General features: G+C 64.7%; 11 protein-coding genes. 7 read left to right on the forward strand and 4 right to left on the reverse strand.

Annotation, left to right across the window (positions count from 1 at the left end; genetic code table 11):
- The first annotated feature begins 48 nt into the window (after nucleotides 1–48).
- Nucleotides 49–2,073 carry a TonB-dependent receptor gene (locus PF66_RS01020; protein WP_054061686.1) on the forward strand — a complete coding sequence of 675 codons (2,025 nt, stop codon included), beginning with the start codon at nucleotides 49–51 and terminating at the stop codon, nucleotides 2,071–2,073.
- Between the two features lie 414 nt (nucleotides 2,074–2,487).
- Nucleotides 2,488–4,881 (forward strand): glucose/quinate/shikimate family membrane-bound PQQ-dependent dehydrogenase, encoded by a 2,394-nt coding sequence (locus PF66_RS01025; protein WP_425357880.1) that lies wholly within the window; start codon nucleotides 2,488–2,490, stop codon nucleotides 4,879–4,881.
- A gap of 56 nt (nucleotides 4,882–4,937) precedes the next feature.
- On the opposite strand, the gene PF66_RS01030 is transcribed toward PF66_RS01025, so the two are convergent.
- Genes PF66_RS01030 through PF66_RS01045 form a run of 4 tightly spaced genes read right to left on the reverse strand, consistent with a single transcriptional unit; the run spans nucleotide 4,938 to nucleotide 9,262 of the window.
- Complete coding sequence (locus PF66_RS01030) at nucleotides 4,938–5,360, reverse strand: group I truncated hemoglobin (RefSeq protein WP_054061688.1); 423 nt, start codon at nucleotides 5,358–5,360, stop codon at nucleotides 4,938–4,940.
- Nucleotides 5,360–6,226 (reverse strand): DUF3034 family protein, encoded by an 867-nt coding sequence (locus PF66_RS01035; protein WP_054057425.1) that lies wholly within the window; start codon nucleotides 6,224–6,226, stop codon nucleotides 5,360–5,362. The genes PF66_RS01030 and PF66_RS01035 overlap by 1 nt, the downstream gene beginning before the upstream one ends.
- 5 nt (nucleotides 6,227–6,231) lie before the next feature.
- The gene (locus PF66_RS01040; RefSeq protein WP_054057424.1) at nucleotides 6,232–8,589 is read right to left on the reverse strand and encodes a putative bifunctional diguanylate cyclase/phosphodiesterase; all 2,358 of its coding nucleotides are present in this window, start codon (nucleotides 8,587–8,589) and stop codon (nucleotides 6,232–6,234) included.
- Nucleotides 8,573–9,262, reverse strand: coding sequence for a methylamine utilization protein (locus tag PF66_RS01045; RefSeq protein WP_054057423.1), 690 nt, complete (start codon nucleotides 9,260–9,262; stop codon nucleotides 8,573–8,575). Before PF66_RS01045 ends, PF66_RS01040 begins: the two co-directional genes overlap by 17 nt.
- A 296-nt stretch (nucleotides 9,263–9,558) precedes the next feature.
- On the opposite strand from PF66_RS01045, the gene lon reads away from it, so the two are divergent.
- From lon to cmoB, 5 genes are all read left to right on the forward strand, one after another.
- Entirely contained in the window at nucleotides 9,559–11,994 is a 2,436-nt protein-coding gene (lon, locus tag PF66_RS01050; RefSeq protein ID WP_054057422.1) for an endopeptidase La, read from the forward strand.
- Between the two features lie 234 nt (nucleotides 11,995–12,228).
- The gene (locus tag PF66_RS01055; protein ID WP_054057421.1) at nucleotides 12,229–12,621 is read left to right on the forward strand and encodes a protease inhibitor I42 family protein; all 393 of its coding nucleotides are present in this window, start codon (nucleotides 12,229–12,231) and stop codon (nucleotides 12,619–12,621) included.
- Nucleotide 12,622: 1 nt separating this feature from the next.
- A complete protein-coding gene (locus PF66_RS01060; RefSeq protein ID WP_054057420.1) occupies nucleotides 12,623–13,279 on the forward strand; it encodes a lysoplasmalogenase in 657 nt (218 codons plus the stop codon).
- Nucleotides 13,280–13,380: 101 nt separating this feature from the next.
- Complete coding sequence (gene cmoA / locus PF66_RS01065; RefSeq protein WP_054057419.1) at nucleotides 13,381–14,124, forward strand: carboxy-S-adenosyl-L-methionine synthase CmoA; 744 nt, start codon at nucleotides 13,381–13,383, stop codon at nucleotides 14,122–14,124.
- Nucleotides 14,121–15,077, forward strand: coding sequence for a tRNA 5-methoxyuridine(34)/uridine 5-oxyacetic acid(34) synthase CmoB (gene cmoB / locus PF66_RS01070; protein ID WP_054061689.1), 957 nt, complete (start codon nucleotides 14,121–14,123; stop codon nucleotides 15,075–15,077). The genes cmoA and cmoB overlap by 4 nt, the downstream gene beginning before the upstream one ends.

The following is a 15,077-nucleotide window of genomic DNA, read 5'->3' on the forward strand; positions in this document are numbered from 1 at the left end:
TTTCGACTCACCGATGCGCTTCGCATCGCGCTTGCCAAGGAAACATCGATGTCCCTCTCCTCCCCCCTGCGTACCCGACTGACTCCGCTGGCCGCCGCCTTGCTGATCGCGGGCCCGGCCCACGCCCTGGAGCTGCAACCCCAGGTCATCACCGCCAACCCCCTGGGCAGCGAACAGCCCGCCGCCCCCAGCACCGTGCTCGAAGGCGACGACCTGACCCTGCAGCAACAGGGCAGCCTCGGTGAAACCCTGAACAGGCAACCCGGGGTGTCGTCGTCCTACTTCGGCCCGGGCGCCAGCCGACCGATCATTCGTGGCCAGGACGGCGATCGCATCCGCCTGCTGCGCAACGGCGTCGGCGCGCTGGATGCCTCGGCGCTGTCCTATGACCACGCGGTACCGCTGGATCCGGTCAACGTCGAACGGATCGAGATCGTCCGTGGCCCGGCGGCGCTGCTCTATGGCGGCAGTGCCATCGGCGGGGTGGTCAACACCTTCGACAACCGCATTCCCACCAGCCCCATCGACGGCATCCACGGTGCCGGCGAACTGCGCTACGGCGGCGCCGACACCACCCGCAGCAGCGCCGGCAAGCTGGAAGCCGGCGACGGCACCTTCGCCCTGCACCTGGACGCCAACGCCCGCGAGTTCAACGACCTGCGGATTCCCGGCTACGCCCGTAGCCGCAATGCACCGGCCAGCGAGGACGGCGACGGACGCAAGGGCCGCCTGGGCAATAGCGACGGTCGCCAGGATGGCGGTGCCGTGGGCGGCTCCTACCACTGGGATAATGGTTACGCCGGGCTGTCCTACAGCAATTACGACAGCAACTACGGCTCACCGGCCGAGCAGGATGTGCGCATCCGCATGAAGCAGGACCACTACGCCTTCGCCTCGGAAATCCGCAACCTCGAGGGGCCGTTCAGTTCGGTGAAACTCGATGCCGGCTACACCGACTACGAGCATCGGGAAATCGAGGGGGGCGAAACCGGCACGATTTTCAGGAACAAGGGCTACGAGGCCCGGGTCGAGGCCCGCCACCTGCCGGTCGGCCCGTTCAACGGAGTGGTCGGGGCCCAGGTCAGTCGCAACGAATTTTCCGCACTGGGCGAGGAAGCCTTCGTTCCGCAAACCGACACCGACGCCGGCGCGCTGTTCCTGCTGGAAGAGCTCAAGGCCAGCGAGCGTCTGACCTTCAGCCTCGGCGGCCGCCTGGAACACACGCGTATCGACCCGGATGCCAAGGGCAACGAGCGTTTTGCCAATGCCGAGCGGAGCAACAGCTTCACCGCCGGCAGCCTGTCCTCCGGCGCGGTCTACCAGTTGACGCCGGTCTGGGCGCTGGCCGCGACCCTGGGCTACACCGAGCGCGCGCCAACCTTCTACGAGCTGTATGCCAACGGTGCCCACGTCGCCACCGGCACCTATGAAGTCGGCAACCCCGACCTGTCGAAGGAAAAGGCCGTATCCAGCGACCTGGCCCTGCGTTTCGACAACGGCACCCACAAGGGCAGCTTCGGTGTGTTCTACAGCCACTTCTCCAACTACATCGGCCTGCTCGGCAGTGGTCGTACCCTCAACGACGACGGCGAGGAAGACGCCGCTGGCATCCCCGAATACCGCTATTCCGGCGTACGGGCCCGCTTCGCCGGGTTCGAGGCCCAGGATCGCTGGAAACTGGGTGAAGGCGCCTACGGCAAGTTCGCCCTCGAACTGTCCGGCGACTACACCCGCGCCACCAACCTCGATACCGGCGAGGCCCTGCCGCGGATCGCGCCGCTACGCCTGAACAGCGGCCTGCTGTGGGAGCTGGATCGCTGGCAGGCGCGGATCGATGTGGAGCATGCGGCGGGCCAGGGACGGGTGCCGTCCAACGAGTCCGGCAGTTCGGCCTACACCACCTTCGGCGCCAGTGCCGGCTACCACTTCGATATCGGCAGCAGCCAGTGGCTGGCGTTCGTCAAGGGCGAAAACCTGACCAACCAGACCGTGCGTTATGCCAGCTCGATCCTGCGTGATATCGCGCCGGCGCCGGGCCGCAGCATCGAGGTCGGCCTGCGTACCACCTTCTGACATTCACCCAGGCAAGACCGTGGTGAGCAGGCCGGCCTGCTCACCACCACCCACCCGAAGACTGTTACCGAATCTGAAATGATCCATGTCAGGGAACCCCCTGTTTCCGCGATAGACATGGGTTTATCCTTTGTGCGCTAACACCTGAATCGTTTAATCAGCAAAGTTCGCTGCTGAAAACGCTCCGGTTCCCCCCTCGACTTCCCGTCCCGCAAGCAGCGCCTGCCTGTTGCGGCTCCCGCGTGGAAGTCCCTCGGGCAATTTATCTGAACGAAGTCCCCGCCGAATCGTCATCTACAGTGATTACAGCGCGGGATACCTTCAACGTCACGGAGAAACCAAACCATGAGCACTGACCGTGCTTCGAATCGAGGCCGCCTGCTACCGAGCCTGCTCGGTATCGTGCTGCTGTTGATGGGCCTCGCCCTGCTGGCCGGCGGGATCAGGCTGAGCCTGCTGGGTGGCTCGCTGTACTACCTGCTGGCCGGCATCGGCCTGTTGTTGACCGGCGGCCTGTTGCTGGCCGCCCGCCGGGCAGCCCTGGGCCTCTACGCCCTGGTGCTGTTCGCCAGTACCCTGTGGGCCCTGTGGGAAGTCGGCCTGGACTGGTGGCAACTGGTGCCGCGCCTGGCCCTGCTGTTCGCCCTGGGGATTGTCATGCTGCTGCCGTGGTTCCGCCAGCCATTGCTGCACAGCGGTGCCGCACCGATGGGTACCGGCGCGCTGGGCGTGGCCGTGGTGCTGGCCGGCGCCACCGCCGTCGCCAGCCAATTCACCAACCCGGGTGAAATCAAGGGCCAGCTCGATCGCGACAGCGTCCCTGGCATGAGCAACACCGCACCGGCCACGGCCGATGGCGACTGGGATTCCTATGGCCGCAGCGCCCATGGCGATCGCTACTCGCCGCTGGCGCAGATCACCCCGCAGAACGCGCACAAGCTGGTACCGGCCTGGACCTTCCGCACCGGCGACATTCCCGGGCCGAACGATCCCGGCGAAACCACGGCGGAAAACACCCCGCTGAAGGTCAACGGCATGCTCTACGTGTGCACGCCCCACAGCCAGGTGATCGCCCTCGACCCGGATACCGGCAAGGAAATCTGGCGCTTCGATCCGAAACTTTCCACGCAGAAGGCGGCGAACTTCAAGGGCTGGGCCCACATGACCTGCCGTGGCGTGGCCTATCACGATGAAAACGCCTACATCGCCAATACCGCGCCGTCCACAACCGACGCGTCCGCCACCGCGTCGCTGGCGGCCGACAACGCGCCAAGCGGCCGCCTGGTCGCCACCGGCCAGGAAAACCAGTGCCCACGGCGGATCTTCCTGCCCACCGCCGATACCCGCCTGATCGCCCTGAACGCCGACACCGGCAAGATGTGCGAAGACTTCGGCGACAAGGGCCAGATCGACCTCGGCGCCAACATCGGCACCTTCGCCCCCGGTGGCTACTACTCCACCTCGCCGCCGGCGGTCACCCGCAACCTGGTGGTGATCGGCGGCCACGTCACCGACAACGTCTCCACCGACGAACCCAGCGGCGTGATCCGCGCCTTCGACGTGCGCACCGGCAAGCTGGTGTGGAACTGGGACAGCGGCAACCCGGACGACACCACCCCGATCGCCCCGGGCAAGACCTACACCCGCAACTCGCCGAACATGTGGTCGATGTTCGCCGTCGATGAAAAACTCGGCATGCTCTACCTGCCGATGGGCAACCAGACACCGGATCAGTTCGGTGGCGCCCGCACCCCCGATTCGGAGAAATACGCCGCCGGCCTGACCGCGCTGGATATCGACACCGGACATGTGCGCTGGACCTACCAGTTCACCCACCACGACCTGTGGGACATGGACGTCGGCGGCCAGCCGACCCTGATGGACCTCAAGACCGCCGACGGCGTCAAGCAGGCCGTGCTGGCTTCGACCAAGCAGGGCAGCATCTACGTGCTCGACCGCAGCAATGGCCAGCCGATCGTGCCGATCAACGAGATCCCGGTACCACAGGGCGCGGTCGCCGGCGACCACACCTCGCCGACCCAGCCCAAGTCCGACCTCAACTTCATGCCGCCGCCCCTGAAAGAGCGCGACATGTGGGGCGTGACACCGTTCGACCAGATGCTCTGCCGGATCGACTTCAAGTCGCTGCGCTACGAGGGCCCGTTCACCCCGCCATCGCTGCAGGGCTCGATCGTCTACCCGGGCAACTTCGGCGTGTTCGACTGGGGCGGCATTTCGGTCGACCCGGTGCGCCAGATCGCCTTCGTCAACCCGAGCTACATGGCCTTCCGCTCCAAGCTGATTCCGGCGGCGGAGATCGCCTCGCAGGGCCCCCGCAAGAGCGAAACCGAAGGCGTGCAGCCGAACAAGGGCGCGCCATACGGGGTGATCCTCGAAGCCCTGCTGTCGCCAATGGGCCTGCCCTGCCAGGCACCGGCCTGGGGTTATGTGGCGGCGGTCGACCTGACCACCCACAAGACGCTCTGGATGCACAAGAACGGTACCGTGCGTGACAGCTCGCCGGTGCCGATCCCCCTGAGCATGGGCGTGCCGAGCCTGGGCGGGACCTTCACCACCGCCGGTGGCGTGGCCTTCCTCAGCGGTACCCTGGACCAGTACCTGCGCGCCTACGATGTGAAGAACGGCAAGCAACTGTGGGAAGGCCGCCTGCCAGCGGGCGCCCAGACCACGCCGATGACCTACACCGGCAAGGACGGCAAGCAGTACGTACTGGTGATGGCCGGCGGGCATGGCTCGCTGGGCACCCGCCAGGGTGATTACGTGCTGGCGTACAAGCTGTCCGAGTAACGTGCGGCAGACATGAAAAAGGCGGCCTCTCAAGGGCCGCCTTTCTTCCGTGACACCTAGTGTTCGATCACCTCGCCGCGCATCGGCGCCAGCCGGGCGATCAGGCGGTTCTGTACCCGCACCGGTATCCCCTGCTCATCCATCGCCGCGATCAGGTCCTCGACCAGCGCATTGAAATCGCTGCGGCTGACATTCTGGCCCTTGTGGCTCTCGGCCATGGTATCGCCGGTGTAGACACAGGGCCCGCCCGCCTCGACGCAGAACTGTTCGACCAGCTTGTTGCGCAGGCGCACGATGTCGATCTTGCGGAAGCGCTCGGCAATCCGCGGGTCGTGGGCGATCTTCAGCAGCATGCCCTCGACGATCCGGGTGATCCCGGCACGCTCGCCGAGGTCGCGGTAGAGGCTGTCATCCCTGGGCGGCTGCTGGGCACAACCGGCCAGCAGGACAGCAACCAGCAGCAGTTTCAAACCCCGCATCAGAAACTCCCCTGTACGGACAGATAAGTGCCGTTCTGGTTATCCAGTGTGGCGATTTCTCCCAGCCGGGCGTAGGCCAGGACGAAGGACAGGTGTTTGTTGGGGAAATAGCCGATGAATACGTCGGCCCAGTCGCTTTCACCAGCGAAGGACAGGTTGTCCGGCTTTTCCCGGTACTCCACGCCCACGGCCCAGCGCGGGTTGAACAGTACCGCCACGGAGCCTTCCTTGAGCACGCTGCGGGTATCGCGACGATCGCCGCCGAAGCCCATCAGCCCCAGCTCATTGGCCCGGCTGTAGCGTACACCGCCGTTGACCAGCAGGTTGTAGCCGAAGGCCGCGCCGATGAACAGCCGGCTGGCGGCCAGGTAGCCCTCGACGTCCTGGTCACGCTTGGCGCCGACCAGTTCGGGAATGTCGAAGTTGGTCTGGTGCTTGTACTCCAGGCCCAGGGACACCTGCGGCAGGGTGTCGTAGATCAGGTCGCCGAACAGCCGGACCTTGAGCCCGACGATATCCTGGCCGAGATGATCTTCCGGCAGGTTGAGCTTGTGCACCAGCGAGCCCAGGTCGAAGCGCTGACGGGCCAGGGACAGCTCCACGCGGTTGTCATAGGAGGCTGCCAGCCCGACTACGTCGAGCCGATAGTCCGGGACGTTGACGGTGGTGGCGAACGCGGTGGCGCCCCATTCGTTCTTTTCGCCATAGCCGGTCAGCACCGCCCACGGCGTGATGCCTCCGCCCGCCGCGCCCTCCAGGCTGCTGGCACCGCCTGTGGCGATCAGGCGGCCGTTATCGGCCTCGGCGGCATTGATTCCCAGGCCCAGCAGGCCCAGCAGGCACAACAGGGAATAACGACGTTTCATAGCAGTCAGTGGACCATGGCAGAGGGTGAATTCAAGGGTTTTGCGACCCAGGCCTCGAACGCCGCCGCACTCAGCGGACGACTGATCAGGTAACCCTGGGCGGTATCGCAATGCCAACGCTCCAGTAGGCGCAGGCTGTGTTCGTACTCCACCCCTTCGGCCACCACCTTCAAGCCCAGGTTGTGGCTCATTTCAATGGTCGAACGCACGATCACCGCGTCCTCGCTGGTTTCGTCCAGGTTGCGGACGAAGGACTGGTCGATCTTCAACTCCTGCACCGGCAGGCGCTTGAGGTGTGCCAGCGAAGAGTAGCCGGTACCGAAATCGTCCACCGACAGGCTGATGCCACAGGCACGCAGGCGTTGCAGGACCTGCAGGGCCTGTTCCGGCTCGCGCATCACCGCACTTTCGGTGATCTCGAAGATCAGTTGTTCGGCGGGCAGGCGATGCACCTCGAGCAGCGCCGAAACCCGGTCGGGCAGGTCGCCGATCAACAAGTCATCGGCGGAGATGTTCAGGGACAGTTGCAGGTGCAGGCCCCGCTGGTTCCACTCGGAGAGCTGGCGCATGCCCTCCTCGATCACCCAGCGGGTGAGGATCTGGATGCTGCCAGTACGTTCGGCGAGGGTGATGAATTCTCCCGGCGACACCATGCCGAACTGCGGATGCTGCCAGCGCAGCAGGGCTTCGGCCTGGCGCACCTGGCCCTGGCGGATATCCAGCTTGGGCTGGTAGTGCAGCAGCAGTTCACCGTTGGCGGCGGCATGGCGCAAGTCGCGGATCAGGGCGATCTGCCGGCGATGGGCCAGGTCGCGGCCCTCTTCGTAGATCTGCAGGCGGCCGGGCATCTGCGCGGCGTCCTGCATGGCGATGGCGGCACGCTCGAGCAGTTCCTCCGCCTCCTGGCCATCGTTCGGGAACGCCGCAATCCCCATCCGGCAATCCAGCGCCACGTCGTGATCGTTGATCCGCTGGGGCTTGAGCAGCAATTGCTGGATCTGGTCGGCAACCGCCACCGCGCCCTCGCTGCCGGTGCCCTGCAGCAGCAGGAGAAATTCCCCGGCAATCAGGTGGGCAACCGTGTCGCCCGCGCGCAGGGCCGACTTCAGGCGCTTGCCAACGCTCTGCAACACCTGGTCGACCGCGCCGGGTCCTCCGGTCTCGTTGACGGTACGCAGGTTGTCGATACCCAGGTAGACCAGCGCCACCGGGCGGGCGGCGTCTATCGTGCTGCTCAGCCGCTCCATCGCCAGTGCGCGGTTGGGCAGGCCGGTGAGCAGGTCGTGCAGGGCATTGTGTGCCAACTGCTGTTCGCGCTCGGCGATGGCACCCTGCATGGTATTGAACATCCTGGCGAGCAGACCCAGTTCATCACTGCGCCGCAACCTGACCGGCGTCTCGTAGTCGCCCTTGCCGATGCGCTCGGCGGCCTGGGCCAGAGAACGCACCGGCTGCGAGACGCTACGCGCCAGCAGCAGGGCCCCGACCAGCGAAGCCAGCAGCGCGACCAGCGCGATCAGCAGGATCTTTTCGTCCAGCGGCGCGAAGGCCTGCATCGCCACATCCAGGGGGCTCTGCAACAGGGCGATGACCTGGCTGTCATTGTTGTCGCTGGTGCTGGCCAGTCTCAGCGACTGGCTGAGGAAGTTCTGGCTGAGGTGCTCGGTCATCTGCGTGTCATGCCCACCGGACGCTTCGAGCATCAACCGGGTGATGCTCGGTGCCAGTGCTGCCGGCTGGGTGCTGACCAGTTCGCCGACCTGCTGCCGATCGACGCTGAGGAACGACACCTCGAGGTTGGTCAGCGAACGCAGTTGCGAGGCAAAGGCGTTGTCCATGGAAAAGCCCATCACCACCCGGGCGATCGGCAGCGGCGCCAGCACCTGCGCCTCGACCAGCAGGTGCGGCTTGCCCTGCAGCGGCACGATCAGGGCCGATTGCCGGTTGCGCCGGGCCTCGCGCAGTGCCTGGTCGAAACGGAATGGCGTACCGTCGGGCGTATCGGCCAGGGTGCTGGCCATGACCGTGCCATCCATGCTCAACAGGATCATGTCGTTGGCATTGATACGCTTGCCGTGGTTGATCAGCACCGAACGGATGGTCGCCGAGTCGCCGCTGGAGACCGCATCGCGAAAGCCGAAATCCGCCGCCAGCAGTTGCACGCCATCACCCAGGCGCCGGCTCTGCACGTCCAGCAGACGCTCGAAAACCCGCGTACCGACCTCCAGCTGCGCACGCGCCTGGCGCTGCACCGCTTCGTTGGTCGCCACCTTGACGCTGAAGTACAAGGCACCGATCACCACCAGCAACAGCAGGGTCAGTACAACGGCGATCCGCGCCTGAAAACTACTGCGCAGGTTCACTGAGAGCTTTATTGAAGGCATCACCAAAGGCACTCGATGCTGGCGCCGACGGAGCATCCGACGACAGCGGTTGAATCGTCAGGCTGAAGCGTTGCTTCAACCCCGTGGCCGGCACATCGATTTCGCCGCCCGCCTGCGGCTGCATGTCCGCGACCTGCGGGTGCCAGAGCGTGACGCGATAATGGCCGGCGGGCAGCTTGTCGAAAGCGATCCGGCCGTTGTCGTTGCTGGTCGCGAACCAGGGATCGTCGGTGACGTAGATGTAGCCGAGCATCCAGTCGTGGATATTGCAGCCCAGCACGACCACACCCGGCTTGTCGAACAACACCGGATCCGACGGTGTACCCTCGTAGAGGCGCAGTTCAAAGCGCTTGGGTTGCGAAAAGGAATAGACCTGATGGCGGATATTGTCGCTGTTGGGAAACTTGACCTGGGTCCCGGTATGCACCGCCAGCACGTGGGGTACGTACTCTTTGTTACGCTGGTCCATGTCGGCCTTCAGGCTGATGGCGGCAGGTGCGGCGCCACCCTGCAGGGTCAGCACCGCCCCCACCAGCGGCTTGCCCTGTTGGTCGACCAGATCGGCCTGCAGGCCGGCGGCATGGCTCGGGCCACTGGCGAGCAATCCAGCAACACACAGAAACAATCCAGGCAATGAAATGGGGCGGGCCATACAACAACTACTCACTGGTTCATTAAAAAGATGGCCTGCCCTGGCGCAAAGGGATCAGCAAGTGCAGATTACCGAGGCTCGGGCAGAAGATCACGCAAGAAATGAGGCGTTTTGCCACTATCTTGAGCCAGCCGACGAACGACTCATGCCCCTTAAAACCTCTACACGAAGATGAAAGATGTACAGGTTCATGCCCGGGCTATCGGCCGGTTTGACCAAAGCTATAGCAGCGGACCATTGAAACCGCCACCGGCTCGCCCCATCTAACCTGCATACTCAACTGTGCAGGTGCCCCAATGAGCAACCAGCAAGAATTCCCCGATCACCCGACCCAACAGACCAACGCCGAAGATCGTCACGACGCCGGCCAGGACAATCGCGAATCATCCGGCACCAGCCTGGCGCTGCCCGGGCAGAACCTGCCGGACACGGTCTACATCATCCCGATCCACAATCGCCCGTTCTTCCCGGCACAGGTCCTGCCGGTCATCGTCAATGAAGAACCCTGGGCCGAGACCCTGGAACTGGTGAGCAAGTCCGATCACCATTCCCTGGCCCTGTTCTTCGTCGATACCCCGACCGAAGATACCCGCCACTTCGACACCAAGAGCCTGCCGGAGTACGGCACCCTGGTGAAGGTCCACCACGCCAGTCGCGAGAGCGGCAAGCTGCAGTTCGTGGCCCAGGGCCTGACCCGCGTGCGCATCCGCACCTGGCTCAAGCACCACCGTCCACCCTACCTGGTGGAACTCGAATACCCGCACCAGCCGAGCGAGCCGACCGACGAAGTGAAGGCCTACGGCATGGCCCTGATCAATGCGATCAAGGAACTGCTGCCGCTCAACCCGCTGTACAGCGAAGAGCTGAAGAACTACCTCAACCGCTTCAGCCCCAACGATCCATCGCCGCTGACCGACTTCGCCGCCGCCCTGACCTCGGCCACCGGCAATGAGCTGCAGGAAGTGCTCGATTGCGTGCCGATGCTCAAGCGCATGGAAAAAGTGCTGCCGATGCTGCGCAAGGAAGTCGAGGTCGCCCGCCTGCAGAAAGAGATCTCCGCCGAGGTGAACCGCAAGATCGGCGAACACCAGCGCGAGTTCTTCCTCAAGGAACAGCTCAAGGTCATCCAGCAGGAGCTGGGCCTGACCAAGGACGACCGCAGCGCCGATATCGAGCAGTTCGAGCAGCGCCTGGAAGGCAAGGTCCTGCCGGCCCATGCGCAAAAGCGCATCACCGAGGAAATGGGCAAGCTGGCGATCCTCGAGACCGGTTCGCCGGAATACGCCGTCACCCGCAACTACCTGGAATGGGCCACCGCGGTACCCTGGGGCGTGTACGGCGAGGACAAGCTCGACCTCAAGCACGCGCGCAAGGTGCTGGACCAGCACCACGCCGGCCTCGATGACATCAAGGCGCGGATTCTCGAATTCCTCGCCGTCGGCGCCTACAAGGGCGAGATCAGCGGCTCGATCGTGCTGCTGGTGGGCCCGCCAGGCGTGGGCAAAACCAGCATCGGCAAGTCCATCGCCGAATCCCTCGGCCGGCCGTTCTACCGTTTCAGCGTCGGCGGCATGCGCGACGAGGCCGAAATCAAGGGGCATCGGCGCACCTACATCGGCGCCCAGCCGGGCAAGCTGGTGCAGGCGCTGAAAGACGTCGAGGTGATGAACCCGGTGATCATGCTCGACGAGATCGACAAGATGGGCCAGAGCTACCAGGGCGACCCGGCTTCGGCGCTGCTGGAGACCCTCGACCCCGAGCAGAACGTCGACTTCCTCGACCATTACCTGGACCTGCGCCTGGACCTGTCGAAAGTGCTGTTCGTCTGCACCGCCAACACCCTGGACTCGATCCCCGGACCGCTGCTGGACCGCATGGAAGTGATTCGCCTGTCGGGCTACATCACCGAGGAAAAACTGGCGATCGCCAAGCGTCACCTGTGGCCCAAGCAGTTGGAAAAGGCCGGTGTGGCGAAAACCAGCCTGTCGATCAGCGACAGCGCCCTGCGCACCGTGATCGACGGGTATGCCCGCGAGTCCGGCGTGCGCCAGCTGGAGAAGCAGTTGGGCAAGCTGGTGCGCAAGGCGGTGGTCAAGCTGCTGGATGCACCGGACAGCGTCATCAAGATCGGCCCCAAGGACCTCGAAGCCTCGCTGGGCATGCCGGTATTCCGCAACGAGCAGGTGCTCAGCGGCGTCGGCGTGATCACCGGGCTGGCCTGGACCAGCATGGGCGGCGCCACCCTGCCGATCGAGGCCACACGCATCCACACCCTCAACCGCGGCTTCAAGCTGACCGGGCAGTTGGGTGACGTCATGAAGGAGTCGGCGGAAATCGCCTACAGCTATGTCGGTTCGCACCTCAAGCAGTTCGGCGGCGACCCGCGATTCTTCGACGAGGCCTTCGTCCACCTGCACGTACCGGAAGGCGCCACCCCCAAGGACGGTCCGAGTGCCGGGGTGACCATGGCCAGCGCCCTGCTGTCACTGGCCCGCAACCAGCCGCCGAAGAAGGGCGTGGCCATGACCGGCGAGCTGACCCTGACCGGGCATGTGCTGCCCATTGGTGGGGTCCGCGAGAAGGTGATCGCGGCACGCCGGCAGAAGATCCATGAACTGATCCTGCCGGACGCCAACCGCGGCCACTTCGAGGAACTGCCGGACTACCTCAAGGAAGGCATGACCGTGCACTTCGCCAAGCGTTTTGCCGATGTGGCGAAAGTGCTTTTCTGACCATTGCGTCACGGGAGCGGTCGCTGAGCGCCCCCACGCTGGAGCGTGGGAGCACTCAAAAATGCCAATACCTCAGCGCTCCCTGATCGTTCCCACACTCCGCGTGGGAATGCCTCCCTTGACGCTCCTCGTCCCCCCATGCGCCCCGACCCGCCAGGACAGCTTCGATCCCGCCCAGCGCATCGGCCGCATCTTGGGTTATGCTCCAGCATCGCTGTAATGATTGGAGACACTATGACCCCGACTCGTCTGTTGCTTCCGTTAAGCCTTGTGCTACTCGCTGCCTGTGCGCAGCAACCGCGCCAGAACGTGACCGTGGAAAACCAGCGTGACTGTCCGATGCAGCTCAAGAACGGGCAGAACATGATCCTCAGCCTGCCGAGCAACCCCACCACGGGCTATCGCTGGGCCATCCAGGATTCCGCCGGCGGCGTGCTGAAAAGCCTTGGCCCGGAGGTCTACCACAACCCGGAAAACAGCGATGTGATCGGCGCCGCCGGCCAGTCGACCTGGCGCTTCCAGGCCTTCGCCACCGGCACCGGTCGCCTGCGCCTGACCTACCAGCAGCCCTGGGAACCGGAAGTCCCGCCGGTACAGAGCTTCGACTGCCCGATCGTGGTGAACTGACATGCCCTGGCTGATTCTCGCCCTGATGGGCGCCGTCGCGTTCCTGTATGGGCTGAGTATCGACTCGCCATTGATCTGCCTGCTGACCAAACCCCTGCCGGTGCTGGCCCTGCTCGGCTGGCTGCATGACGCACCGGGGGGCGAATATCGCCGCTGGCTGGCCCTGGGCCTGGTGTTCTCGCTGCTCGGCGACATCCTGCTGGCCTGGCCGGGCGATCTGTTCGTGTTCGGCCTGGGCGCCTTTCTGGTCGCCCATCTGTGTTATCTCAAGGCCTACCTCGGCGACTGCCGGCGCCTGGCGCCGGTCCAGCTGATCGTGGCCCTGCTCATCGGCGCCGCGCTGTTGGGCATGCTGATGTCCAAGGGGCTGGGCAACCTGCTGGTGCCGGTGAGTGTGTATGCCCTTGCCATCAGTTGCATGCTCTGGCGAGCCCTCGCACGGCTGGGTAGCGACGTGCCGCAACGCTCGGCGCGACTGGCTGCCGGTGGCGCGCTGGTGTTCGCCTTCTCCGACAGCCTGATCGGCATCGACCGCTTCGTGGTCAAGTTCGCCGCCGCGCCTTACCTGATCATCATTGCCTACTGGATCGGCCAATGGGGTATTGCCGCCTCGGCGTTCTCGCAAAAGGCCAACAGGCAGGAGCCGGGCTTCGCCTGAAGCCCGCGCCAACGCCTCAGGCGCTTTATCCGACAAACCGCGCATCCCGGCGCCAACTTGGCTAAAATGCCGACCCTTTTTCGATTGTCGCCGGAACCGCCGTGAGCAAAGAACCCGATCGCCTTTTCGCCCAGCCCCTGGCCCAGGTGCCGGACTTCGCCTTCAACGAAGATGTGGTACGGGTGTTCCCGGACATGATCAAGCGCTCGGTTCCCGGTTACCCGACCATCGTCGAGAACCTCGGTGTGCTCGCCGCCCAGTTCGCCCAGCCGGGCAGCGTGCTCTACGACTTGGGCAGTTCCCTCGGCGCGGTAACCCAGGCGTTGCGCCGGCACGTGCGCAGCGACGGCTGCCGGGTGATCGCGGTGGACAACTCCACGGCGATGGTCGAACGTTGCCGCGAATACCTCAACGCCCAGGACTCGATGTTCCAGGAGTTGCTGCCGGTGGAGGTGATCGAAGGCGATATCCTCGCCCTGGACTTCCGCCCGGCCTCGGTGGTGGCGCTGAACTTCACCCTGCAATTCATCGCCCCGGATCAGCGCCTGGCCCTGCTCGGACGCATTCGCCAGGCCCTGTTGCCCGGCGGAGCGCTGATCCTGTCGGAGAAATTGCGTTTCAACGACCCCGAGGAGCATGCGCTGCTCACCGACCTGCATATCGCCTTCAAGCGCGCCAATGGCTACAGCGAACTGGAAATCGCCCAGAAACGCAGCGCCATCGAAAACGTGATGAAACCCGACAGCCTCGAGGAACACCGCGAACGCCTGCTGGCGGCGGGTTTCTCGAAAGTCGTGCCCTGGTTCCAATGCCTTAACTTTGCCTCGTTGATTGCCCTGCCATGATCGATCTGTCACCCCTCGCCCGCCGCCTGGCGCGTACTCCCCTGGCCGAATGGGCCAACAGCCTGCAGGCCCAGCTCGATACCCGGCTGGAGAAAGGTCATGGCGACCTTGAGCGCTGGCAGGGGGCGCTCGACGCCTTGCCAGCACTGGAACCGACGACGATCGACCTGCTCGGCGGCCTGACCCTGGACAGCGACTGCGACGACGCGACCCGCGCCCAGGTGCGCAGCGCACTGATGGGCCTGAGTCCGTGGCGCAAGGGACCATTCGAGCTGTTCGGCGTGCATGTCGATACCGAATGGCGTTCGGACTGGAAATGGTCGCGAGTCGCCCCGCACCTGGACCTCAAGGGCAAACGCATCCTCGATGTCGGTTGCGGCAACGGCTACTACATGTGGCGCATGCTCGGTGCCGGCGCCGACACGGTGATCGGCGTCGACCCGAACTGGCTGTTCTTCTGCCAGTTCCAGGCCGTGCAACGTTACCTGGCGCAGGATGCGGCCTGGCACCTGCCGTTCCCGTTCGAGGACCTGCCGGCGAACCTGGAAGGCTTCGACACGGTATTTTCCATGGGCGTGTTCTACCACCGGCGTTCGCCCATCGAGCATCTGCTGGCGCTGAAGGACTGCCTGGTCAAGGGTGGTGAACTGGTGCTGGAGACGCTGGTGGTCGAAGGTGACGTGAACCAGGTACTGGTGCCCGAGGACCGCTACGCCCAGATGCGCAACGTCTGGTTCCTGCCCTCGGTGCCAGCGCTGGAACGCTGGTTGCGGCGGGCCGGCTTCAGCGACGTGCGCTGCGTGGATGTCAGCACCACCAGCGTCGAGGAACAGCGCGCAACCGAATGGATGAAGTACCAGTCCCTGAGCGACTTCCTCGACCCGAGCGACCACAGCAAAACCATCGAAGGCTTGCCGGCGCCGATGCGCGCGGTGATCGTCGCGCGCAAGTAA

The sequence above is a fragment of the Pseudomonas asplenii genome, from assembly GCF_001293465.1.
GTDB lineage: Bacteria > Pseudomonadota > Gammaproteobacteria > Pseudomonadales > Pseudomonadaceae > Aquipseudomonas > Aquipseudomonas fuscovaginae_B.